The 23,031-nt window shown below is 65.9% G+C and carries 26 protein-coding genes; 21 read left to right on the top strand and 5 right to left on the bottom strand.

The window, feature by feature from the left end:
* Genes ATE62_RS23410 through ATE62_RS19020 form a run of 18 tightly spaced genes read left to right on the top strand, consistent with a single transcriptional unit; the run spans position 1 to position 16,273 of the window.
* Positions 1 to 162, top strand: a complete 162-nt coding sequence (locus ATE62_RS23410) for a hypothetical protein (RefSeq protein ID WP_156420602.1) — start codon at positions 1 to 3, stop codon at positions 160 to 162.
* Positions 163 to 1,449: an NADH-quinone oxidoreductase subunit NuoF gene (nuoF, locus tag ATE62_RS18945; RefSeq protein WP_058809102.1), complete on the top strand. Its 1,287-nt coding sequence runs from the start codon at positions 163 to 165 to the stop codon at positions 1,447 to 1,449.
* Positions 1,446 to 2,150: a hypothetical protein gene (locus ATE62_RS18950; protein WP_058809103.1), complete on the top strand. Its 705-nt coding sequence runs from the start codon at positions 1,446 to 1,448 to the stop codon at positions 2,148 to 2,150. The genes nuoF and ATE62_RS18950 overlap by 4 nt, the downstream gene beginning before the upstream one ends.
* Positions 2,147 to 2,833 (top strand): hypothetical protein, encoded by a 687-nt coding sequence (locus ATE62_RS18955; RefSeq protein WP_058809104.1) that lies wholly within the window; start codon positions 2,147 to 2,149, stop codon positions 2,831 to 2,833. The genes ATE62_RS18950 and ATE62_RS18955 overlap by 4 nt, the downstream gene beginning before the upstream one ends.
* On the top strand, positions 2,826 to 4,838 hold the full coding sequence (nuoG, locus tag ATE62_RS18960; RefSeq protein WP_058809105.1) for an NADH-quinone oxidoreductase subunit NuoG: 2,013 nt from the start codon (positions 2,826 to 2,828) through the stop codon (positions 4,836 to 4,838). Before ATE62_RS18955 ends, nuoG begins: the two co-directional genes overlap by 8 nt.
* Positions 4,835 to 4,975 (top strand): hypothetical protein, encoded by a 141-nt coding sequence (locus ATE62_RS23415; RefSeq protein WP_156420603.1) that lies wholly within the window; start codon positions 4,835 to 4,837, stop codon positions 4,973 to 4,975. Before nuoG ends, ATE62_RS23415 begins: the two co-directional genes overlap by 4 nt.
* Positions 4,972 to 6,024, top strand: a complete 1,053-nt coding sequence (gene nuoH / locus ATE62_RS18965) for an NADH-quinone oxidoreductase subunit NuoH (protein WP_058809106.1) — start codon at positions 4,972 to 4,974, stop codon at positions 6,022 to 6,024. Before ATE62_RS23415 ends, nuoH begins: the two co-directional genes overlap by 4 nt.
* A complete protein-coding gene (locus ATE62_RS18970; RefSeq protein WP_058809107.1) occupies positions 6,021 to 6,398 on the top strand; it encodes a hypothetical protein in 378 nt (125 codons plus the stop codon). The genes nuoH and ATE62_RS18970 overlap by 4 nt, the downstream gene beginning before the upstream one ends.
* The gene (nuoI, locus tag ATE62_RS18975; RefSeq protein WP_058809108.1) at positions 6,395 to 6,883 is read left to right on the top strand and encodes an NADH-quinone oxidoreductase subunit NuoI; all 489 of its coding nucleotides are present in this window, start codon (positions 6,395 to 6,397) and stop codon (positions 6,881 to 6,883) included. The genes ATE62_RS18970 and nuoI overlap by 4 nt, the downstream gene beginning before the upstream one ends.
* 12 nt (positions 6,884 to 6,895) lie before the next feature.
* Positions 6,896 to 7,507: an NADH-quinone oxidoreductase subunit J gene (locus ATE62_RS18980; protein ID WP_058809109.1), complete on the top strand. Its 612-nt coding sequence runs from the start codon at positions 6,896 to 6,898 to the stop codon at positions 7,505 to 7,507.
* The gene (nuoK, locus tag ATE62_RS18985) at positions 7,504 to 7,809 is read left to right on the top strand and encodes an NADH-quinone oxidoreductase subunit NuoK (RefSeq protein WP_003051614.1); all 306 of its coding nucleotides are present in this window, start codon (positions 7,504 to 7,506) and stop codon (positions 7,807 to 7,809) included. The genes ATE62_RS18980 and nuoK overlap by 4 nt, the downstream gene beginning before the upstream one ends.
* A 4-nt stretch (positions 7,810 to 7,813) precedes the next feature.
* The gene (gene nuoL, locus ATE62_RS18990; protein WP_058809110.1) at positions 7,814 to 9,868 is read left to right on the top strand and encodes an NADH-quinone oxidoreductase subunit L; all 2,055 of its coding nucleotides are present in this window, start codon (positions 7,814 to 7,816) and stop codon (positions 9,866 to 9,868) included.
* On the top strand, positions 9,865 to 11,433 hold the full coding sequence (locus tag ATE62_RS18995) for an NADH-quinone oxidoreductase subunit M (RefSeq protein WP_058809111.1): 1,569 nt from the start codon (positions 9,865 to 9,867) through the stop codon (positions 11,431 to 11,433). Before nuoL ends, ATE62_RS18995 begins: the two co-directional genes overlap by 4 nt.
* Positions 11,430 to 12,860 (top strand): NADH-quinone oxidoreductase subunit NuoN, encoded by a 1,431-nt coding sequence (gene nuoN, locus ATE62_RS19000; RefSeq protein ID WP_058809112.1) that lies wholly within the window; start codon positions 11,430 to 11,432, stop codon positions 12,858 to 12,860. The genes ATE62_RS18995 and nuoN overlap by 4 nt, the downstream gene beginning before the upstream one ends.
* Complete coding sequence (locus ATE62_RS19005; RefSeq protein WP_082662900.1) at positions 12,782 to 13,585, top strand: biotin--[acetyl-CoA-carboxylase] ligase; 804 nt, start codon at positions 12,782 to 12,784, stop codon at positions 13,583 to 13,585. The genes nuoN and ATE62_RS19005 overlap by 79 nt, the downstream gene beginning before the upstream one ends.
* Before the next feature lie 2 nt (positions 13,586 to 13,587).
* Entirely contained in the window at positions 13,588 to 14,370 is a 783-nt protein-coding gene (locus ATE62_RS19010) for a type III pantothenate kinase (protein ID WP_058809113.1), read from the top strand.
* Positions 14,367 to 16,001, top strand: a complete 1,635-nt coding sequence (locus tag ATE62_RS19015; protein WP_058809114.1) for a ribonuclease J — start codon at positions 14,367 to 14,369, stop codon at positions 15,999 to 16,001. Before ATE62_RS19010 ends, ATE62_RS19015 begins: the two co-directional genes overlap by 4 nt.
* A gap of 11 nt (positions 16,002 to 16,012) precedes the next feature.
* Positions 16,013 to 16,273, top strand: a complete 261-nt coding sequence (locus ATE62_RS19020) for a DUF1467 family protein (RefSeq protein WP_058809115.1) — start codon at positions 16,013 to 16,015, stop codon at positions 16,271 to 16,273.
* 1 nt (position 16,274) lies between these two features.
* Here ATE62_RS19020 and ATE62_RS23420 read toward each other — a convergent pair whose 3' ends face one another.
* Together ATE62_RS23420 and ATE62_RS19025 are read right to left on the bottom strand one after the other, a co-directional pair.
* Positions 16,275 to 16,547: a hypothetical protein gene (locus ATE62_RS23420; protein WP_156420604.1), complete on the bottom strand. Its 273-nt coding sequence runs from the start codon at positions 16,545 to 16,547 to the stop codon at positions 16,275 to 16,277.
* Between the two features lie 6 nt (positions 16,548 to 16,553).
* Positions 16,554 to 18,926, bottom strand: coding sequence for a hypothetical protein (locus tag ATE62_RS19025; RefSeq protein WP_058809116.1), 2,373 nt, complete (start codon positions 18,924 to 18,926; stop codon positions 16,554 to 16,556).
* Positions 18,927 to 18,994: 68 nt separating this feature from the next.
* Here ATE62_RS19025 and ATE62_RS19030 point away from each other — a divergent pair, with 68 nt between their 5' ends.
* Both ATE62_RS19030 and ATE62_RS19035 read left to right on the top strand, forming a co-directional pair.
* Complete coding sequence (locus ATE62_RS19030) at positions 18,995 to 19,291, top strand: hypothetical protein (protein WP_058809117.1); 297 nt, start codon at positions 18,995 to 18,997, stop codon at positions 19,289 to 19,291.
* A 178-nt stretch (positions 19,292 to 19,469) separates the two neighbouring features.
* On the top strand, positions 19,470 to 20,792 hold the full coding sequence (locus ATE62_RS19035; protein ID WP_058809118.1) for a hypothetical protein: 1,323 nt from the start codon (positions 19,470 to 19,472) through the stop codon (positions 20,790 to 20,792).
* Positions 20,793 to 20,886: 94 nt separating this feature from the next.
* On the opposite strand, the gene ATE62_RS19040 is transcribed toward ATE62_RS19035, so the two are convergent.
* Genes ATE62_RS19040 through ATE62_RS19050 form a run of 3 tightly spaced genes read right to left on the bottom strand, consistent with a single transcriptional unit; the run spans position 20,887 to position 22,738 of the window.
* Positions 20,887 to 21,171 (bottom strand): hypothetical protein, encoded by a 285-nt coding sequence (locus ATE62_RS19040; protein WP_058809125.1) that lies wholly within the window; start codon positions 21,169 to 21,171, stop codon positions 20,887 to 20,889.
* Positions 21,168 to 21,518: a hypothetical protein gene (locus ATE62_RS19045; protein ID WP_058809119.1), complete on the bottom strand. Its 351-nt coding sequence runs from the start codon at positions 21,516 to 21,518 to the stop codon at positions 21,168 to 21,170. The genes ATE62_RS19040 and ATE62_RS19045 overlap by 4 nt, the downstream gene beginning before the upstream one ends.
* A 53-nt stretch (positions 21,519 to 21,571) precedes the next feature.
* Positions 21,572 to 22,738 carry an isovaleryl-CoA dehydrogenase gene (locus tag ATE62_RS19050; RefSeq protein ID WP_058809120.1) on the bottom strand — a complete coding sequence of 389 codons (1,167 nt, stop codon included), beginning with the start codon at positions 22,736 to 22,738 and terminating at the stop codon, positions 21,572 to 21,574.
* Between the two features lie 135 nt (positions 22,739 to 22,873).
* On the opposite strand from ATE62_RS19050, the gene ATE62_RS23010 reads away from it, so the two are divergent.
* A partial coding sequence (locus ATE62_RS23010; RefSeq protein ID WP_156422292.1) for a phosphoadenosine phosphosulfate reductase domain-containing protein occupies positions 22,874 to 23,031 on the top strand: 158 nt, incomplete at its 3' end.

The following is a 23,031-nucleotide window of genomic DNA, read 5'->3' on the forward strand; positions in this document are numbered from 1 at the left end:
ATGACCCAGAAGGACATCATCCTCATCCTCGCGGTGATCGGCGCCTTCGCGGTGCTCGGTTTCGTGCTGCGGCTGGCTTTCGCCTTGCTCTTTCCGCTGCTCCTCATCGGGCTCGGCGTGATTATCTATCTGGTGCTCCAGAAAAATAGTGGGAGCCGCTAGATGCTCGCCGACAAGGATCGCATTTTCACCAATATCTACGGCTTCCAGCCGTGGAACCTGAAGTCGGCGCAGATGCGCGGCGACTGGGACAAGACCAAGGACCTGATGAAGCGCGGCCAGGACGCGATCATCGAGGAGATCAAGGCGTCGGGTCTGCGCGGCCGCGGCGGTGCGGGCTTCCCAACGGGGCTCAAATGGTCGTTCATGCCGAAGGAGCCGCGCGCCGACCGCCCGAGCTTCCTCGTCATCAACGCCGACGAATCCGAACCGGGCTCGTGCAAGGACCGCGAGATCATCCGCCACGATCCGCACAAGCTGATCGAAGGCGCGCTGATCGCGGGTTACGCGATGCGCGCGCGTGCGGCCTATATCTACATCCGCGGCGAGTTCATCCGCGAGGCCGAGACGCTCTTCGCAGCGGTGCAGGAGGCCTATGACGCCGGCCTGCTCGGCAAGAATGCCGCCAAGTCGGGCTATGATTTCGACGTCTTCGTCCACCGCGGCGCCGGCGCGTACATCTGCGGCGAAGAAACCGCGATGATCGAAAGCCTCGAGGGCAAGAAGGGCCAGCCGCGCCTGAAACCGCCGTTCCCGGCGGGTGCGGGCCTCTATGGCTGCCCGACCACCGTGAACAACGTGGAGTCGATCGCGGTTGTCCCGACGATCCTGCGCCGCGGCGCCGGCTGGTTCTCCAGCTTCGGGCGCGAGAACAACAAGGGCACCAAGCTCTTCCAGATCAGCGGCCATGTGAACAAGCCCTGCGTCGTCGAGGAAGAGATGAGCATAACCTTCCGCGAACTGATCGACAGGCATTGCGGCGGCATCCGCGGCGGCTGGGACAATCTGCTCGCGGTGATCCCCGGCGGTTCGTCGGTCCCGCTGGTTCCGGCGGCCGAGATCATGGACTGCCCGATGGATTTCGACGGATTGAAAGCCGTCGGATCGGGCCTCGGCACCGCTGCTGCCATCGTGATGGACAAGTCGACCGACGTCGTCCAGGCGATCAGCCGCATCAGCTATTTCTACAAGCACGAGAGCTGCGGCCAGTGCACGCCGTGCCGCGAGGGCACCGGCTGGATGTGGCGCGTGATGGAGCGCCTGCGCACCGGCGACGCCGACATCAGCGAGATCGATACGCTCTACGACGTGACCAAGCAGGTCGAGGGCCACACCATCTGCGCGCTCGGCGACGCCGCGGCCTGGCCGATCCAGGGCCTGATCAAGCATTTCCGCCCCGAACTCGAACGTCGTATCCGCGACAATGGCGCGCTGGAGGCGGCGGAATGAAATTCGCCGCGCCGTTCCTTGCCTTTGCGGTCATCGCCGCAGCGACCGTGCCGACCGATGCGTCGGCGCAGCGCACCGGCACGCGTATCGGCAAGACCGCGACCAAATATGATACGAACGAGACCATGGCGCTGGTCACGGCGTGCATGGCGGAGCGGCGCAACGCGATCTCGCGCGAGATTCTCTCGACCTTGCCCGGCACCGACGCCGAATATCGCGTGATGCTGCGCAGCGAGGGGCCGCTCGGCATCTGCATGGACGACGAGCGTTTCGTGCTCGACGGCAAGAAGCTCGAATTCACCGGACGGGCGCTGCGGCCGTCGCTCGGAGTCGCGGTCGCGCGCGGGCTGATTGCCGGCACGGGCGGCAAGGCGTCGGTTCGGGCGAGCGAGAAGCCCTGGTTCGCCGAAGCGCTCGACGCGCTGCCCGATGACGAAACGCTCGATGCCCCGCTGCTCGCGCTGTTCGAAATGGGAGACTGCCTCGTCAGCCGCGAAAGCGCGGGCGCGATCGAACTGGTCGTGTCCGAACCCGGCAAGGGCGGGCAGGGGCCGGCGATGCGCAAGCTGATTCCGCACCTGTCGCACTGCGTGGTGGCGGGTCAGGAGATCGAAATCACGCCGGAGGTGCTGCGCTTCGCCGTGGCCGAGCCGATCGTCCATCGTTTTCAGCCGGTTGTCGAAGTGGGAGCTACGCAATGATCACGCTTGCATTTGCCCTTCTTGCTGCAGCGCAGGCGCCGCAGAACAGCAACCCGTCGGTGACCCCGCCGTCGAGCATGGGTCGCTGGGACGAACACCGCAAACTTCGCGAAAAGATGGACCGGCAGGACGAGACGCGCGCGGCTTCGGCGCAGCGGCTGGTGCCCAAGCAGCAGGTCATGAACGATTTCGCCGCCTGCATCTGGCGTCAGTCGCCCGATCGTGCGCGCGCCGCGCTCGGCACCGCGATCGACACTCCGGCGGAGCGCGCCGCGCTCGTTTCGGTCGCCGCGTTCGATTCCTGCAGCGATGCACCGTATATCAGCGGTCATAGCGGCGAGTTCCGCGGCGCCCTGGCCGAGAGCGCAATCCACGCCGACCAGGGCCGCCGGGCGCGGCTCGGTGCACTGGCTCCCGTTGCCGCGACCCGCGTGCCCATCGCAAAGGGCCGCAGCTTCGTCGCCAGCTTTTCGAGCTGCATCGCTTCGGCCGACCCCGCCGGGTCGCTCGCGCTGCTCGGCACGGCGCTCGGCTCGCCCGAAGAGGTTGCCGCCATTCGGGCGATGGGCACCGCCTTGTCGGACTGCATGCCCGAGGGCGCGAAATATGGCGTCGACGTGCGCGACGTGCGCAATCACATCGCCGACGCATTGTATCGAATGAGTGAGGTGCCGGGTGCCTAAAGTTACCGTTGATGGCGTAGAACTCGACGTCCCGCAGGGCGCGACCGTCCTGCAGGCGTGCGAGCTGGCGGGGAAGGAAATCCCGCGCTTCTGCTATCACGAACGTCTGTCGATCGCGGGCAATTGCCGCATGTGCCTGGTCGAGGTCGCTCCGGGCCCGCCGAAGCCGCAGGCGAGCTGCGCGCTGCCCGCCGCCGAGGGCCAGATCATCAAGACCGACAGCCCGATGGTGAAGAAGGCGCGCGAAGGGGTGATGGAGTTCCTGCTCATCAACCACCCGCTCGACTGCCCGATCTGCGACCAGGGCGGCGAGTGCGACCTGCAGGACCAGTCGGTCGCCTATGGCCGCGGCGCGACGCGCTATGACGAGAACAAGCGCGCGGTGACCGAGAAATATATGGGCCCCATCGTCAAGACGGTGATGACCCGCTGCATCCAGTGCACGCGCTGCGTCCGCTTCGCGGAGGAAGTCGCGGGCGTCGAGGATATCGGCGCGATCTATCGCGGCGAGAATATGCAGATCACGAGCTATCTCGAAAACGCCGTGCAGAGCGAACTGTCGGGCAATGTCGTCGACCTCTGCCCGGTCGGCGCGCTGACCAGCAAGCCCTACGCGTTCGAGGCGCGGCCGTGGGAACTCACCAAGACGCTCGGCATCGACATGATGGATGCGGTCGGCACCAACGTCCGCATCGACGCGCGCGGGCGCCAGGTGCTGCGCGTGCTGCCGCGTGTGAACGACGATGTGAACGAGGAATGGGCGAGCGACAAGACGCGCCACCACGTCGACGGCCTGGTCCGCCGCCGCCTCGATCGCCCTTATGTGCGCAAGGACGGGGCGCTCGTCGAAGCAAGCTGGGCCGAGGCCTTTGCCGCGATCAAGGCGGTGAACGCGGGTTCGTCGATCGCCGCCATCGCCGGCGACCTCGCCGATTGCGAGACGATGTTCGCGGCCAAGGCGCTGGTGACCGCGCTCGGCGGCAGCTTGCTCGAAGGGCGCCAGACCGGGCTCGATTACGACGTCACCAGCCTGTCGGCGGTCAATTTCAACACGACGATCGCCGAGGCCGAAAATGCCGACGTGATCCTGCTCGTCGGCACGAATCTGCGCTGGGAAGCGCCGCTGATCAACACGCGCGTCCGCAAGGCGGTGTGGAAGAAGGGCGCCAAGGTCTTCGCCATCGGCCCCGAAACCGACCTCACCTACAAGACCGAATGGCTCGGCGACGACGCGTCGCTCGTCGCGAAGCTGCCGGCGCATGTCACCGACGCGCTGAAGGGCGCGGAGCGGCCGATGCTGGTCTTCGGCGGCGGCGCGCTGTCGGTGCCCGGCGTCCACGGCGCGGGCCTTGCGCTCGCCAAGGCCGTCGATGCCGTCAAGGACGGCTGGAACGGCTATAATGTCGTGCATTTCTCGGCCGCGCGCATGGGTTCGCTGATGCTCGGCTACGGCCTGCCCGGCGGGATCAAGGACGTCATCGCGGCCAAGCCGAAGCTCGCCTTCTTCCTTGGCGCCGACGAGGTCGATTTCGCGGCGCTGCCCGGGACCTTCAAAGTCTATGTCGGCCACCATGGCGATAAAGGTGCGCACGCGGCCGACGCCATCCTGCCGGCGGCGGCGTGGACCGAAAAGGACTTCACCACGGTCAACACCGAGGGCCGCGTCCAGCGCAGCGACAAGGCGGTGTTCGCCCCGGGCGACGCGCGCGAGGACTGGAGCATTTTCAGGGCTTTGGCCGACGCGCTCGGCGTCAGTCTCGGCTTCGACAGCTTTGCCGAATGCCGCGCCGCGATGATCGCCGCGGTGCCTGCGCTGGGTATTGAAGGTCTCGCCGATTACGGCTGGACGGTACCCAAGCTGCCGACCAAGCCCGAGGCGCGGACGATCCCGTCGCCGATCAAGGATTTCTACCTCACCAACGCCATCTGCCGCGCGTCGCCGACGATGCAGCGCTGCTCGGAAGAGCTGATCCATGGCGTGGATTTTGCGGAGGCCGCGGAATGACCCCGGTACATGCGATTGCGTCCATCCTGTTCGTCGGGATGGGCTATTCGGTCTGGCGGGGTTTCAACCCCAAGGGCAAGTCGGACAAGCCCGGCCCGCATAACGGCTGGCGCAACCAGGACGGCACGAAGAAATGACCGAGGCCTTCATCTCCTGGGGCATGGACCCGACCTGGGCGTGGGGCGTCGCGACGATCGCGGGCATCCTGCTCATCGCGCTGCCGCTGATGCTCGCGGTCGCGATGATCATCTATGCCGACCGCAAGATCTGGGCGGCGATCGCGCTGCGCCGCGGCCCGAACGTCGTCGGCCCCTTCGGCCTGCTCCAGTCGTTCGCTGACGGCCTGAAGGTGTTCCTGCAGGAAACGATCATCCCGACGTCGGCCAACCGCGGTCTGTTCCTGATCGCGCCGATCATCACCTTCACCGTCGCGCTGATGGCGTGGGCGGTGATCCCGTTCAATTCGGGCGCGGTGCTCGCCGACATCAACGTCGGGCTGCTCTACATCCTCGCGATCTCGTCGCTCGGCGTCTATGGCGTCATCCTGTCGGGCTGGGCGTCGAACTCGAAATATCCCTTCTTTTCCGCGCTCCGCGCCTCGGCGCAGATGATCAGCTATGAAGTGTCGATCGGGTTCATCCTGATCGGCGTCGTGCTCTATGCCGACAGCTTCAACATGAACGCGATCGTGAAAGCGCAGGAAGGTCACGGCTTCGGCATCGTCAACGCCTTCGGCTTCAACCTTTTGCTCTTCCCGCTCGCGGTGATGTTCCTGATCTCGGCGCTCGCCGAAACCGCGCGCGCGCCGTTCGACCTGACCGAGGCCGAGAGCGAGCTCGTCGCGGGTTACCAGACCGAATATTCGTCGATGAGCTTCGCGCTCTTCTGGCTCGGCGAATATGCCAACGTCCTGCTGATGTGCACGCTCAACGCGGTGCTCTTCTGGGGCGGCTGGCTGCCGCCGCTCAACATCGACCTGATCCCCTGGTTCGACGTCCCGGGCGTGATCTGGCTGTTCGCGAAGATCCTCTTCTTCTTCTTCGTGTTCAGCTGGGTGAAGGCGACCGTGCCGCGATACCGCTACGACCAGCTGATGCGGCTGGGCTGGAAGGTCTTCCTGCCGATCTCGCTGATCTGGATCTTCCTGATCTCGGGCTGGCTGATGCTGACGAGGTATGCGGCGTGAGCATCGCGGCTGCCTCTTTCCTTGCCGTCGTGCTGAATTGCACAGGGACCGTATCGTCGGCGCCGCTGTGGTCGGAGTCGGCGAGCGAGTTCCAGTTGATCGTGGAGCCCGGCGACTTCTTTGGCGTCAAAGGCCCGTTCGAGAACGCCTTCGACGATCGCAAGGTGTCGGGAGCCGCGGACGGCAGTCGCACGCTCACCGCCAGGCTGCCGGATTCTCCCGGAGCAACCTTCTCGGGGCGCCTCGGTAGCCTTTACGAAGAGAGCCCGTTCGTCTGGCAGGTCGTTGAAATCACATCCAAGGATGGTCGCGGCACACTTCAAATCGAAGGTAAGGCGACCTGCAAGTCGGACAATCAAGTGAGCGCGCAATGAGTAGCATCGCCCATCTCGTCAAAAGCTTCACCTTGTGGGAGTTCGTGAAGGCGCACGCCCTCACGCTCAAATATTTCTTCAAGCCCAAGGCGACGATCAACTATCCGTTCGAGAAGAACCCGCTGTCGCCGCGTTTCCGCGGCGAGCATGCGCTGCGCCGTTATCCCAACGGCGAGGAACGTTGCATCGCGTGTAAGCTCTGCGAAGCGGTGTGCCCGGCGCAGGCAATCACGATCGAGGCAGAGCCGCGCGACGACGGGTCGCGGCGCACGACGCGCTACGACATCGACATGACCAAGTGCATCTATTGCGGCTTCTGCCAGGAAGCGTGCCCGGTCGATGCGATCGTCGAGGGGCCGAACTTCGAATTCGCGACCGAAACGCGCGAGGAACTGCTCTATGACAAGGCCAAATTGCTCGCCAATGGCGACAAATGGGAACGCGCGATCGCGGCGAATCTTGCCGTCGACGCGCCCTATCGATAAGGGCGCGCGCACATGATTCAGGTCGCTGCTTTCTGGCTCTTCGCCACCCTCGTGATCGCTTCGGCGGCGATGGTGATCTTTGCCCGCAACCCGGTCCACAGCGTGATGTGGCTGATCCTCGCCTTCTTCAACGCGGCGGGGCTGATGCTGCTCGCGGGGGCCGAGTTCATCGCGATGCTGCTCGTCATCGTCTATGTCGGTGCGGTCGCGGTGCTGTTCCTCTTCGTCGTGATGATGCTCGACATCGATTTCGCCGAGCTGCGCGCGGGTTTCGTGCGCTACCTGCCCTTGGGTGCGCTCGTCGCGATCATCCTTGCGGCCGAGCTGGTCTTCGCGGTCGGCGCGTGGAGCGCGGGGGGCATCGACCTCGCCGCGCGCGCCGCGCCCGCGGTGACCGACAAGAGCAATATCCAGCAGATCGGCGAACTGCTCTACACGAAATATATCTTCCTGTTCGAGGCGGCAGGCATCGTCCTGCTCGTCGCGATGATCGGCGCGATCGTGCTGACCCACCGCAGCCGCGGCGGCGTGCGCACCCAGAATATCTCGGCGCAGAACCAGCGCCGGCCCGAGGATGCGACGCGCCTCGTCGATCCGGGCGTCGGGCAGGGGGTCCAGCTGTGATTTCGGTCGGCCATTATCTCGCCGTTTCGGCGGTGCTGTTCACGCTCGGCGTGCTCGGCATCTTCATCAACCGCAAGAATATCATCGTCATCCTGATGGCGATCGAGCTCATCCTGCTCGCGGTGAACATCAATCTCGTCGCGTTCAGCGCGGCGCTGGGCGACCTCGTGGGCCAGGTGTTCTCGATGTTCGTGCTGACCGTCGCCGCGGGCGAAGCGGCGATCGGCCTTGCCATTCTCGTGATCTATTTCCGCGGCCGCGGCACCATTGCGGTCGATGACGCCAACCGGATGAAGGGGTGAGCCGGTGATTCAGGCGATCGTTTTCCTGCCGCTGCTCGCGGCACTTGTCGCAGGGCTCGGCCAGCGGGCCATCGGGCCCTTCGCGTCGAAGCTGGTCACCACCGGCGCGCTGTTCACCAGCTGCGCCCTGAGCTGGCCGATCTTCCTGTCCTTCGTGTTCGGCACGGGGCAGGCCGAGGTCGTGACCGTGCTCCACTGGGTCAGCTCGGGCGCGCTCGAGTTCAACTGGGAGTTGCGCGTCGACACGCTGACCGCGGTGATGCTCGTCGTCATCACCACGGTGTCGGCGCTCGTCCACCTCTATAGCTGGGGCTATATGGAGGAGGATCCGGACCAGCCGCGCTTCTTCGCCTATCTCTCGCTCTTCACCTTCGCGATGCTGATGCTCGTGACCGCGAACAACCTCGTCCAGATGTTCTTCGGCTGGGAAGGCGTCGGTCTCGCGTCGTACCTGCTCATCGGTTTCTGGTACAAGAAGCCGAGCGCCAATGCCGCCGCGATCAAGGCGTTCGTCGTCAACCGCGTGGGTGACTTGGGTTTCATGCTCGGCATCTTCGGCACCTTCCTCGTCTTCGGCACCGTCTCGATCCCCGCGATCCTCGACGCCGCGCCGGGCATGGCGGGTTCGTCGATCACCTTCCTCGGCATGCGCCTCGACACGATGACGATCCTCTGCCTGCTGCTGTTCATCGGCGCGATGGGCAAGTCGGCGCAGCTCGGGCTGCACACCTGGCTTCCCGACGCGATGGAGGGTCCGACCCCGGTGTCGGCGCTGATTCACGCCGCGACGATGGTCACCGCGGGCGTCTTCATGGTCTGCCGCCTGTCGCCGATGTTCGAAACCGCGCCGATCGCGCTCGGCGTCGTTACCTTCGTCGGCGCCGCGACCTGCTTCTTCGCCGCGACGGTCGGCACGACGCAGTGGGACATCAAGCGCGTCATCGCCTATTCGACCTGCTCGCAGCTCGGCTACATGTTCTTCGCTGCGGGCGTCGGCGCTTATGGCGCTGCGATGTTCCACCTGTTCACCCACGCCTTCTTCAAGGCCTTGCTGTTCCTTGGCGCGGGTTCGGTCATCCACTCGATGCACCACGAACAGGACATGCGCTATTATGGCGGCCTGCGTAAGCATATCCCGATCACCTTCTGGGCGATGACGCTGGGCACGCTGGCGATCACCGGCGTCGGTATCGCGGGCGTCGCGGGTTTCGCGGGTTTCCACTCGAAGGACGGCATCCTCGAAGCGGCCTTCGCTGCCGGCGGCGGCGGCACGATCGCCTTCTGGGTCGGTATCTTCGCCGCGCTGCTGACGAGCTTCTATTCGTGGCGCCTGGTCTTCCTGACCTTCTACGGCAAGCCGCGCTGGGAGCAGAGCGAGCATATCCAGCACGCCGTCCACGATCATCACCACGACGATCATCCGGCCGACGAACATGCCGCCGACGAGCATGCGCATCACCACCACGACGCGCACGGCGACGGCACCGCGGGCTATCACCCGCACGAAAGCCCGGTCACGATGCTGATCCCGCTGATCGTCCTTTCGATCGGCGCGGTCGCTGCGGGTTTCGTCTTCGCGCATCCGTTCATCTATGCCGAGGAAGGCGCCAAATTCTGGGCCGGCAGCATGCTCGCGTTCGACGAACATCTGATGCACGCCGCGCACGAGGTGCCGACCTGGGTCAAATGGACGCCGTTCACGGTGATGGCGATCGGGCTGTTCCTCGCGTGGAACAGCTATATCCGCAACACCACGCTGCCGGGGCGCTTCGTGGCGCAGTTCAAGCTGCTCCACCAGTTCCTCTACAACAAATGGTATTTCGACGAGCTGTACAACGTTCTCTTCGTCAAGCCGGCCTTCGCGATCGGCCGCTTCTTCTGGAAGCGCGGCGATGAGCAGACCATCGACCGCTTCGGTCCCGATGGCGCGGCGACGCTCGTCGCAGGGGGAACGCGGCTCGCGGTGCGGCTGCAATCGGGTTATGTTTATGGATATGCGTTCGTGATGCTGCTCGGGCTTGTCGGCCTCGCCAGCTGGGCCATGGTGAATTTCCTGTGAGCGGGTTTCCTTTCCTCTCGCTGCTGCTGGCGATCCCCGCGATCGCGGCCGTCGCCTGCCTGTTCGTCGGCGACCGCAACGCGAAGTTCGTCGCGCTCGGCGCCACGCTCGTCAATTTCGCGCTCAGCCTCGTCATGTGGTCGCAGTTCGATATCGGCGGCGCGCAATGGCAGTTCCAGGAACGCAGCGAAGGCCTGTTCGGCCCGTTCGACTGGGCGCTCGGCATCGACGGCCTCGCGCTGCTGCTGATCGTGCTCAGCACCTTCCTGATGCCGCTCTGCATCCTCGCGAGCTGGGAGGCGATCACCAAGCGCGTCGGGCTCTACATGGCGATGTTCCTCGCGATGGAAGTGGTGATGATCGGCGTCTTCGCGGCGCAGGACCTGCTGCTTTTCTACATCTTCTTCGAGGCCGGCCTGATCCCGATGTATTTCATCATCGGCATCTGGGGCGGCGCGAACCGCAAATATGCGGCGTTCAAATTCTTCCTCTACACGCTGCTCGGCTCGGTGCTGATGCTCATCGCGATGATCGCGATGATCGCGGAGGCCGGCACGACCGACATCCCGACGCTGATGAGCTACAACTTCCCGGTCGACATGCAGACCTGGCTGTGGCTCGCCTTCTTCGCCAGCCTCGCGGTCAAGATGCCGATGTGGCCGGTGCACACCTGGCTGCCCGACGCGCACGTCCAGGCGCCGACGGCGGGCTCGATGATCCTGGCGGGCGTGCTCCTGAAGATGGGCGGCTATGGCTTCGTGCGCTTCATGATGCCGATGTTCCCCGAGGCGTCGGCGCAGCTGATGTGGATCGTCTTTGCGCTGTCGATGGTCGCGGTGGTCTACACCAGCCTCGTCGCGCTGGTGCAGAGCGACATGAAGAAGCTGATCGCCTATTCGTCGGTCGCGCACATGGCGATCGTCACCGCGGGCCTGTTCGCCTTCAACCAGCAGGGCATCGAGGGCGCGATGATCGTCATGCTCAGCCACGGCGTCGTCTCGGCCGCGCTCTTCTTCTGCGTCGGCGTGATCTACGACCGGCTGCACACGCGCGAGATCGACCGTTACGGCGGGCTCGCGGTGAACATGCCGGCCTATGCTTTGTTCTTCATGCTGTTCACCATGGCGTCGATCGGCCTGCCGGGTACCAGCGGCTTTGTCGGCGAATTCCTGAGCATCGCGGGTATCTATGAAGCCTCCAGTTGGGTCGCCTTCGTGTGCACCACCGGCATCATCCTCGGCGCCGCGTACATGCTCTATCTCTACCGCCGGATCGTGTTCGGCGAACTGACCAAGGACGATGTGAAGGCGATGCCCGATCTCAACCCCCGCGAATGGGCGATCATGGCGCCGCTGGCCGCCGTGGCCCTGTGGATGGGCGTCTATCCCGAAAGCTTCCTCGCGCCGATGCGCGGCGACGTGACCACCGTGGTCGCGCGCCTCGCCCCGGCCAAGCCCGCGGGCGACGCGCATGTCAGCGCGGGCAAGCCCAAGGCGGCCGAAAAGCATGGCGAAGGCCATGAGGTGCCCGCCGGCGAAGCGCATCATGCGGGAGGCAGCCAATGACCGCCGATCTCGCCCTCATCTGGCCCGAACTGATCCTGACGATCGGCGGGCTGGTCACGCTGATGCTCGGCACCTTCCTCGGCGATCGCCAGGTCGGACTCTACCAGCTCGCCGCGCTGCTGACGCTAGGCGCCGCGGCGGTCGCCGTGGTCGCGCTGTTCGGCACCCACGCCACGGTCTTCTCGAACACGCTGTCGGTCGATGCCTTCGGCGGCTTCGCCAAGCTGATCATCTACGGCGCCAGCGCCGTGTCGATCCTCGTCGCGCCGCGCTTCTTCACGACCGGCATGCGCGCCGAATATCCGGTACTGATCCTCTTCGCCGCGCTCGGCATGGGGATCATGGCCTCGGCGCGCGACTTGATGACGCTCTATGTCGGGCTCGAGCTCAACAGCCTGGCCGCCTATGTTCTGGCCAGCTTCATGCGCACCGACGAACGGTCGAGCGAGGCGGGGCTCAAATATTTCGTCCTCGGCGCGCTCGCCTCGGGCATGCTGCTCTACGGCATCTCCTTGCTCTACGGCTTTGCCGGCAGCACCGATTTCGCGACCATCGCCACGCGCGTGGGCGGCGAGCTCAACATCGGGCTGATCTTCGGCATTGTCTTCGTGCTCGCGGGCCTCGGCTTCAAGGTCAGCGCGGTGCCCTTCCACATGTGGACCCCCGACGTCTATGAAGGCGCGCCGACCCCGGTCACCGCCTTCTTCGCCAGCGCCCCCAAGGTCGCGGCGATGGCGCTGATGACGCGCGTCGTCGTCGACGCGATGGGCCCTGCCGTCGGCGCCTGGCAGCAGATCGTGATCTTCCTCGCGCTCGCCTCGATCATCCTCGGCGCGGTCGGCGCGATCGGGCAGAAGAACATCAAGCGCCTGCTCGCCTATTCGTCGATCAACAATGTCGGCTTCATGCTCATCGGCCTCGCCGCGGGAACGCAGCTCGGCGTGCAGGCGGTGCTGACCTACCTGCTCGTCTATGTCGTGACCACGCTCGGCGCCTTCCTCGTCGTGCTCCAGCTGCGCGACGCCGACGGCAACCAGATCGAGAGCATCCCCGCGCTCGCCGGCCTGTCGGAGCGCCGCCCCGGCCTCGCCGCGGCGATGGCGGTGTTCATGTACAGCCTCGCGGGTATCCCGCCGCTGTTCGGCTTCTGGCCGAAATATCTGGCCTTCCAGGCCGCGGTGAACGCCAACCTCGTGCCGCTCGCGGTCGCGGGCATCGTCGCCTCGGTGATCGGCGCTTATTATTACATCATGATCATCAAGACGATGTACTTCGACGACAAGTCGGAGGTCGAGATCAGCGGCGGCGGCAACATCGTCGAGGGCACGATCATGACCGTCAGCGCCTTGTGGCTGTCGATCGTCGGCTACCTCTTCATTCCCATGCTCGGTGCCGCGTCGGCGGCCGCCGCGGCGGTGCTCTTCTGATCCCGCCGATCGAGCGGATCGCGGAGACAGGTTCGACCAACGCCGACCTGCTGGCGCGGCTGGCCAGCAGCGAGTTTGTCGGCGAAGGGCATTGGCTCGTCGCCGAGCGCCAGAGTGCGGGCCGCGGCCGCCTCGGGCGGGCATGGGGTGACGGGCAGGGCAATTTCATGGGCTCGACCGTCGTCCGCCTCACGGCGAGCGATCCGTCGCCGGCGACCTTGGCGCTCGTCGTTGCGGTGGCGCTGGCCAAGGTGGTGGCGATTTTCGCGCCTTCGGTCCCACTCCAGCTGAAATGGCCCAACGACCTGCTCGTCGAAGGCGCGAAATGCGCGGGCATCCTGCTCGAACGCCATGGCGACTGCGTGGTCGTCGGGATCGGCGTCAATCTGGCGTCTGCGCCCGACCTGCCTGATCGCCCGACCTTTGCCTTTGCCGATGCCGGCGTTGCCATCGACCGCGACCGCTTCGCGGACGCCTTGGCCGTCGCGATGATGGACGCCTTGTGGATCTGGCGGCAGGAAGGCGTGGGCAGCATCGTCCGCGCGTGGTTACCGCTCGGCCACCCCGTCGGCACGCCGCTGCGCGTGTCCGAACAGGGCGTCGACGGCTTTTTCGACGGCCTAGCGCCCGACGGCGCGCTGCGCTTGCGCCGCGAGGGCGGCGAGACCATGTTGGTACATGCCGGGGACGTCGAGCTACGCCGCCCGGTGGGTGAGGGGAAGTAGCCATGCTGCTCGCGATCGACGTCGGCAACACCAACGCCAAATTCGCTTTGTTCGACGGGCAGGCCTTGCTCGCGCGCTGGCGCATCGCGACCGACGACCGCCGCACCGCCGACGAATATATGGTCTGGCTCGACCAGCTGATGCGCATCGAAGAGCAGGACCGCAGCGCAGTCGACGCGGTGATCATCTCGACCGTCGTCCCGCGCGCGCTCCACAATCTCCAGCTGCTCGCGCATAAATATTTCGGCGTCGACGCGCTCGTCGCGGGCCGCGCGCCGGTCAGCTGGGGCATCGCCTTGAAGGTGGACGAACCGCAGTCGGTCGGCGCCGACCGCGCGGTCAACGCCATCTCGGCGCAGGCGATCGAGCCCGGCAGGGACAAGCTCGTCATCAGCTTCGGCACCGCGACGACGCTCGACCATATCGGGCCCGACGGCGCCTATCTCGGCGGCATCATCGCCCCCGGCGTCAACCTGTCGCTCGAAGCCCTCGTCGCCGCCGCCGCCAAGTTGCCGCGCATCGCGATCGAGGCACCTGCGACGACCAGCGTCATCGGCCGCACCACCGAAAGCCAGATGCTGATCGGCGTCTATTGGGGCTATGTCGCGATGATCGAAGGCCTCATCGCGCGCATGAAGGCCGAGATCGCCAAGCCGCTCACCGTCATCGCCACGGGCGGGCTCGCGACCCTGTTCGACAAGCAGGGCCATCTCTTCGACCGCATCGACCCCGATTTGACCCTCAACGGCCTGATGCACCTCTACAATCAACGGACAACAACATGACGACTCCCGGCAAGGAGCTTCTTTTCCTCGCGCTCGGCGGTTCGGGCGAGATCGGCATGAACGCCAATCTCTACGGCTGCGACGGCAAATGGATCATGCTCGACCTCGGCGTGACCTTCGGCACGCACGACTATCCCGGCATCGACATCATCATGCCCGACCTCGAATTCATCGAGGACCGCAAGAAGGACCTGCTCGGCATCGTCCTGACCCACGGGCATGAGGATCATATCGGCGCCTTGCCTTATCTTGCCGCCGAACTCGGCGTGCCGCTCTACGCCAACCGCTTCACCGCGGGCCTCATCGCGCACAAGCTCGCCGAAGAGGGGCTTCAGAACGAAGTCACGATCAAGACCGTCGATATCGACGCCGAATTCCAGCTCGGCCCCTTCGGCATCCGCCTGATGCCGCTCGCGCACTCGATCCTCGAGATGAGCGCCGCGGTGATCGACACGCCCTACGGCCGTGTCTTCCACACCGGCGACTGGAAGCTCGACGACGATCCGGTGCTCGGCACCCCCTCGACCGCCGCGGCGCTCACCGCGCTCGGCGACGAGGGCATCGACGTCCTCGTCGGCGATTCGACCAACGCCTTCAACCCCGAGGCCTCGGGCAGCGAGGGCGGGCTGATGGACGGGCTGCTGAGCGCCGTCGGCGCCGCGAAGGGCCGGGTGATCGTCACCACCTTCGCCTCGAACGCCGCGCGCCTCAAGACGCTGGGCGAGGTCGCGAAGGCGACGGGGCGCAGCCTCTGCGTCGCCGGGCGCTCGCTCGACCGCATCCTCGGCGTCGCGCGCTCGGTCGGCTATTTGAAGGATTTCCCCGCCACGGTCGATTTCGACGAGGCGATGCGGCTGCCGCGCGACCAGGTCATGGTGATCGCGACGGGCGGGCAGGGCGAACCGCGTGCCGCGCTCGCGCGCATGGCCGCCGACATCCACCAGATCAAGCTCGAGCCCGGCGACACCGTCGTCTTCTCGTCGAAGCAGATCCCGGGCAACGAGGTCGCGATCGGCCGCATCATGAACCAGCTTGCCGCCAAGGACGTGCTGACCGTGACCGAAAAGCAGGCGCATATCCACGTCAGCGGCCACCCCGGCCAGCCCGAACTCGCCGCGCTCTACGGCTGGCTGCGGCCGAAGCTCGTCGTGCCGGTGCATGGCGAAATCCGCCATATGCACGAACAGGCGCGCTTCGCGCTCGAACGGGGGGTGCCCGACGCGCTGATCCAGGAAAATGGCGACCTCGTGCGCCTCGCGCCGGGTCCCGCGAAGATCGTCGAGCGCGTCCGCTCGGGCCGCCTGATCCTCGACGGCGACGTGATCCTCCCGGCGGACGGCGCGACGATGGGCGAGCGGCGCAAGCTGTCGATCAACGGCCATATCACCGTCGCGGTGATCTTCACCGCCGGCAAATTCACCGAAAGCGCGGTCAGCTATCGCGGCGTGCCCGTCGAGGACGACCGCGAAGCCTTTGTCGACGAGATGCGCGAAGCCGCCGAAATGGCCGCGCTCGCGCCCTCGAAGGATGTCGAGAAGATGCGCGAGGCGATCCGCCTCGGCGTCCGCCGCATCGCGACCGACTGGACCGGCAAGAAGCCGGTGGTCGACGTCATGCTGATCGACCTGTAGGGAGCGGCCCCATGAAATGGACCTCGGCGCTCGCCATCTACCTGCTCTTCTGGGCGTTCAGCACCTTCTTCGTGCTCCCCTTCCACGGCCGCCGCGTCGAGGACGACAATGAGCCGCTGATCGCCGGCCAGGACCACGGCGCCCCGGCACGCTTCCGCCCCGGCCGCATCCTGCTGCAGATGACGATCGTCGCGACGATCGCTTTCGTCATCTACTACGTCGCCTATGTGAACGGCTGGGCCGACCCCGACGTGCTCGGCGGGCGGGCGTAGGCTACTTTCGCGTTTCCTTGCAGGCATTCACTTTGAGCTGCGGATCAAATCGACATTTGTGTCCGCACTCATAGTCGCCTTGTTCAGCGGCACCCGTTGCGCGAAGCCTATCTATTGCGGCGCGCTGGCACAGCTCGAACGTTTTAAATCCCTCGATAGTCTCGAATTTGGATAGATCGTCAGCATCGGAATAGATGAAAGCATCCCACTGATCTGGCCGATCGTCAGCGCAGCCAGCCAGAGCAAAAACTGCCGCCAGCAAAAATGCCCTCACCCTCGGCTACCCCCGCAAACGATCGATCGCCTGCGCCAGCGCCACATAAAGCTTGCCGATATCCGACGACAGCAATGTCACGCTGATCGCCGATCCGTCGCGCGTGTTCATCAGCAGGCGCAGCATCGCCTCGAAATCGTGGATGAACTGGTTGACCGAGGCGTGGAAGCCGTCGTCATTCTGATAGACGCGCAGGATTTCCTTCGCCTCGCTATTCTCGACCAGCTTGACCGCGCGCCGCGCAAAGACGCCGCGGTCGCCCTTGAGATAGGCGTCCCACGCGGTGTCGCTGACCTCGCTCGACAATATCTTGGTGAGGTCGATCGCGGTCGATTTGAGCGACTCGGTAAGCAGCCCGACCTGCTTCGCCAGCGAATCGCGGTCCGACGCGGCGATCGCCGCTTCGGCCTCGGCGGCGCGCGCCTCGACGCTCGCGCTGGTGTCCATGATCGTGATCAGCTGGCGCATCAGCCGGTCGGTGGCGTTGTTCGCCGCCGCGACCGCGCGCTCGGAGGCTTCGCCGATCGCGTCGAGCTGCGCCATGATCTCGGTCCGGAACGCCGCGTCGATCGCCTCGGTCGCGGTCGACTGCATCGCCTCGCGCGCGCCTTCGACGAGCCGTTCGAGCGTCGCCTGCGCCTGGCTCGCCGCCGAATCGGCGGTCTGGCGCACCTCGCCCAGCGTCGCGATCATCTTCGCGCCGCCCTGTTCGGCGAACTGGTCGGCGCCGTCGCGGAGTTTCGCGAGCGATGCCTCGGCCTCGGCGAGCGAGGCGGTGATCCGCTCGACCAGCGCGCGCTGGCTGTCGGCATGATCCGACATCTGCGTCTCGTTCGATGCGAGCGTCGCCTGCACAGCGTTGACGTGCGACAGCGTCGACTGCGCGACCAGCTCCGATGCCTCAAGCAGCGGTTTGAGGTCGGCGAGCGACGATTTGGTCGCCTTGCCATGCGCCGCCATGCGGTCGATCGCGTGCGGCAGAGTCTCGTCCATCTCGCGCGTCACCGCGTCGAGCGCGAGCAGCAAGGATTCGGCATGCCCGACCAGCTGCTGCGCCGATGCATTGCCCTTCGTCACCTGCTCGGCAAAGGCGCCGAGCTGCGCCTTGGTATCGCTGATCGCGCGCCCGATGACGTCGGCGCGTCCCGCGATCGTCGCGTCGAGCGTCGCGAGGCTTTGCTCGATCGCGCCGACATGCCCCGAAATCCGCGTCGCCAGCTCCTCGCTCGCGACGCCATGCGCGGCAAGCTGCGCGCCGATATCGTCGCCCGCGCTGCGCGCGACCGCCAGCCGGTCGTCGAGCTGCCCGGCAGAATCCGCCACGCCGTCGCGGAACGCCTGCCAGGTCTCGCCCAGCCGCGCGCTCATCGCCTCGACCGTCGCGGTCAGTTCGTGGTGCAGCGCCGCCGCGGTCTGCGTCACCTGTGCCAGCGTCGTTTCGTGCGCGCCGGTCACCTGCGCCGATGCCGCGAGCAATTCGGTCTCGGCCTGCTTCGTCCGCGCTTCGAGCGAGCCGATCGCGGCGTCGAGCATCGCCGCCGACGTCTCGCCGGTCTCGGCCGCCTTCACCGCTTCCTCGGCGAGCGCCGCAAGCTTGGCTTCCAGGCTCGCGCCCTGCTGGTGCGCGACGAGCCCGGCCTCGCGGAAATTGCCCGCGAGCCGCTGCGCGACGTCGTCGATCCGCGGCAGCCCGGCGAGCAGCCCGTCCATCCGCTGCATCGCGACATCGCCCGAGCGCGCAAGCTGGTCGTGCGCATTGGCGATCACCGAAGCATTGGTGGCGAGCTTGTCGCTGCTCTCGGTCAACCGCGCAACGGTGTCGAGCCCCAGCTGCTGGACGATATTCGCCTGCTCGGCGAGCTGGCGCTGCGCATCGGCGATATGCAGTCCCAAGGAATGCATCGACTGGTTGAGCTGCGCATTCTCTTCGCGCAGCGCCGCGGTAACGCGCGCGAACCGCGCCTGCTCGGACCGGCTCGAGCGCAGCAGCGCCATCCACAGCACGGTGAGCAGCGTCAGCGGCATCGCGATCGTCGCGATCACGCCGGGCCATTCGGCCGTCGCCGGCGCGCGGGCGAAATTTTCGGTCGCCGCCATCGCCGCAAAAACGGTCCAGCCGATCCCGAGCAGGATGAGCAGGGCAGGGGCGACACGGTCGCGAAAGGTCGAGGGGCTCGCCGTCTCTTCCTCGACGCCGTCGGCATCGTCGAGCGCGCTCCGGTCGAGCCAGTCGCGTTCGGCGCGCGCGGGCGCGGGGTCGGGCGCCGCCGCCTCGATGGGCGCTGCGCTCGCGGCCTCGGGCTCCGCCGATTGGCCTTCCTGGTCTCCGTTCGCCGCGGAATCCCGCCACAAACCGACGATCTTCTTGTCCCCCGTCATCCTGCCATCATAGCATCAAATGCCCGCCACGAAACGGAAACTTAACCACGGCGTGACAAGGCTGTGGAATGTCCTTCGACAGTGGCCCCCTCGACCGGTATCTGACCGCAGCGATCGGCGACGACGCGGCGATGGCGGCCGACCTGCGCAACGCCTTCACCGGCAGCGCGCGCGATCTCGCCGACCTGATGCGCCGCGCGCGTTGCGACGCCAATTGGAACGTCGCGGCGCTTCGCCTGAAGGGCCTCGCCGCGACCTTCGGCATCATCCCGCTGATCCAGCTCGCCGAAGCGGCGATGGCGGGCGCACCGGGCGATCCGGCAGTGCTGCGCGACATCAACCGGGCGATCGACGAAGTCGCCTGACCGTGACCTGATTGGCACCCCGCGGCACCGGTTCAATCGCCGTTCAGCCGCCTCGCACCATAGCAAATTTCAACACCCCGTCTTGCCTTGGCAACGCTAGAGGTTTAGCCGCGTTTTCCGACAGCGGCTTCCCATGGCATGCCCGGAACGCGGGGCCGAATCGAAGGAGAGATTTCAGATGTTGACCCGTTTTCGCTCGATGCCCGCGACGGCGCTCGCCGCCGTGCTCGGCTGCGCGCTGATGGCGACCGCCGCCGTTCCCGCCGCGGCGCAGGACAAGCCCAAGAAGGAAAAGAAGGGCAAGAAGGAAGAAGAGGCCGCGAAGGGGGTTTCGATCACCCCCAGCAAGGCCTTCGGCCCGGTGGTGAAGAAGATCCAGGACGCCGCGAACCTCAAGGACGCCGCGGCGCTCCAGGCCGCGCTGGCCGAGGGCGAGCCGCAGGCGACCACGCCCGAGGACAAATATTGGATCGGCCACTTCACGCTCCAGCTCGGCATCCTGAACAAGGACAAGGCGACGCAGGGCAAGGGCCTCGAGACGATGCTCGCGTCGGGCAAGACCCCGCCCGAGAGCGCCGCGCTCTATAATTATTACACCGGCAGCTTCGCCTATGACGAAAAGAACTATGCCAAGGCGATCGAGCGGCTCGAGGCGGCGAAGGCCGGCGGGGCGAAGGAAGCCCAGCTGCCGACGCTGCTGATGGACAGCTATCTCGCCAGCGGCCAGGTCGACAAGGGCATCACCCTCGCCAAGGAAGCGATCGAGGCGACCCGTGCCGCGGGCCAGCGCCCGTCGGACGAGCTCTACGTGCGTCCGATCCGCGCGCTGCAGGCCGCGAACCGCAACGAAGAAGTGCTCGACATGATGACGCTGCGCATGCGCGACTATCCGCAGCCGCAGGTGTGGCGCCAGACCCTGTTCATCCTGCTGCAGCAGACCGGCGAGAACAAGGAAGTCGCGCTCGACACGCTGCGCCTGATGCGCGCGACGAATTCGATGCTCCAGCGCCCCGAATATCTCGAATATGCGTCGCTCGCCACCGAAGCCGCGCTGCCGGGCGAGGTCGTGTCGGTGATCAAGGTGGGCAAGGCCGCCAAGGTCATCCCCGACAAGGACGCCAAGTTCGACGAGATCGCCAAGACGCAGGGCGATCGCATCGGCGACGAGGAAACGACGCTGACGGCCTATGCCGCCAAGCCCACGACCTTGTCCGATCCGAAGCGCGCCGGTGCGACCGGCGACGTGATGGTCGGCTATGGCCGCTACGCCGACGCCGTGAAGCTGTACGACGCCGCGCTCGCGGCGGGCGGCGACAAGGAACTCTGGACCTATCGCAAGGGCGTCGCCCAGGCGCTCGCCGGCGATAGCGCGGGCGCGAAGGCGACCCTCGCGACGATCACCGGCCCGCGCAAGCGCCTCGCGCAGCTTTGGACGGTCAAGATCGACACGCCGGCTGCTGCTCCGGCCGCAGCGGCGGCCCCGGCGGCGCCGACGACCTGATCCGTTCGATCCGCTATCGAGAAGGGCGCCGTCCGCAAGGACCGGCGCCCTTTTTCGTGGCCGGAAGCGACGCGGACTGCGGTCGGGCGCCGGCCTAGGAGGTCTCGCCCTGGTCCTCCGCCGCGGGCTTTTCCTTCAGGATCAGATAGCGATAGACGCCGATCGCGTTGATGATCAGCAGCGCGATATTCTGCCACCCGATGCCTTCGCTGTCGGGTTGCAGGAACCCCCACAGGATCAACGCGATGCTGCTCGTCACGAACACCACGAACGCCCAGCCGGTCCAGCGCCGCCCGAGGTTCAACGACACCACCAGTGCCGCCAGCGTCGCCGCGCCCGCGCCATAATATTGCAGTCCGGTCAGGATCGCTTCATTCAAACCCATGCTCCGATCAAGGCCAGCACCCCCGACCCGGCGAGGAAGGGCCAGATGATGTGCCGTCCCCCGGTACACGCGGCGTTGACCAGTCCGGTTCCCACCCAGCCGACACCGATCACGACGATCAGCCCGCGCGGCGTACCCGGCCAGGCGACGGTCGCCGCCGACAGCAGCATCAGCACCGCCATCGCGTGCCAGGCGAAGCGGAACACCTTGCGCGGCAGGTCGGCGAGCAAAATGCCGCGCTTGATGCGCAGCAGTGGCTGGATCAGCCGTTTCTCGCCGAGAATCGAATGGGTGAGGGCGGACAGCGTCATCGCCGCCGCGGCAAGCCACAGCCAGTTCATGTCCGGATCGCTCCGGCGCCTTCAGCCCCCATATTCCCCCCTCGATTGAAACCTTAACCCGCGCCTATCAGTTCGCGGCCGATCAGCATGCGCCGAATCTCGTTCGTCCCGGCGCCGATATCGAGCAGCTTGGCATCGCGCCAGTAGCGCTCGACCGGCCAGTCCTTGGTGTAGCCCGCACCGCCCAGCGCCTGGATCGCTTCGCCCGCGACCTTCACCGCATTTTCGCTCGCGAGCAGGATGCAGCCCGCAGCGTCGAAGCGCGTCGTCTGCCCCGCGTCGCACGCCTTGGCGACGTTGTAGACATAGGAGCGCGCCGACTGGAGCATCACATACATGTCGGCGACCTTCGCCTGCATCAGCTGGAAGCTGCCGATCGGCTTGCCGAACTGCTTGCGGTCGCGGACATAGGGAATGACCGTGTCGAGGCACGCCTGCATGATCCCGAGCTGGAGCCCCGCGAGCACGACGCGCTCATAGTCGAGCCCCGACATCAGCACGCCGACCCCGCCATTTTCGGGACCCATCACCTGTTCCTCGGGGATTTCGCAATCGTCGAACACCAGCTCGGCGGTCGGCGAGCCGCGCATGCCGACCTTGTCGATCTTCTGCCCGATCGAAAACCCCGGCATGTCCTTTTCGATCAGGAAAGCGGTGATGCCGCGCGACCCGGCTTCGGGCGACGTCTTGGCATAGACGACGAGCGTATCGGCACAGGTCGCATTGGTGATCCAGAATTTCGTGCCGTTGAGCACATAGCCGCCCTGGACCTTCTCGGCCTTCAGCTTCATCGACACGACGTCGCTGCCCGCGCCCGCCTCCGACATCGCGAGGCTGCCGACATGTTCGCCGCTGATCAGCTTGGGGAGATATTTGGCCTTCTGCTCGGCATTGCCCCAGCGGCGGATCTGGTTGACGCACAGGTTCGAATGCGCGCCATAGCTGAGCCCGATCGCTCCGGATGCCCGCGACACTTCCTCGACCGCGATCACATGCTCGAGGTAGCCGAGCCCCAGCCCGCCGAACTCCTCCTCCACGGTGATGCCGTGCAGCCCGAGTTCGCCCATCTGCGTCCACAATTCGTCGCGCGGGAACCAGTCCTCGGCGTCGGCGTGCGCGGCGAGCGGCGCGATCTGTTCGTCGGCGAAGCGGGCGGTCGTTTCGCGGATCATCTCGGCATTTTCGCCGAGCGCGAAGTCGAAATCGGGGGTGGCGCGCATAAGTTCCTCTATTCTCTTGTCGGTTGCGACTAGCAGGAAGGTGCCGCAAACAGAAGGGGATGCACAAGACAGACTATTATGCCGAAAAGCCCATAGTGCTTGCCTGACGCCCTGCGCGGCGGCAATGGGCAGGCCATGACGAGCGATATGACGCATCTGGACCGCCTGGAGGCGGAGAGCATTCACATCATGCGCGAGGTGATGGCGGACGCGGCGAAGCCGGTGATGCTGTACAGTGTGGGCAAGGACAGCGCGGTGATGCTGCATCTGGCGCGGAAGGCTTTCTATCCGTC

The sequence above is a fragment of the Sphingopyxis sp. HIX genome, from assembly GCF_001468285.1.
In the GTDB taxonomy this organism is placed as follows: domain Bacteria; phylum Pseudomonadota; class Alphaproteobacteria; order Sphingomonadales; family Sphingomonadaceae; genus Sphingopyxis.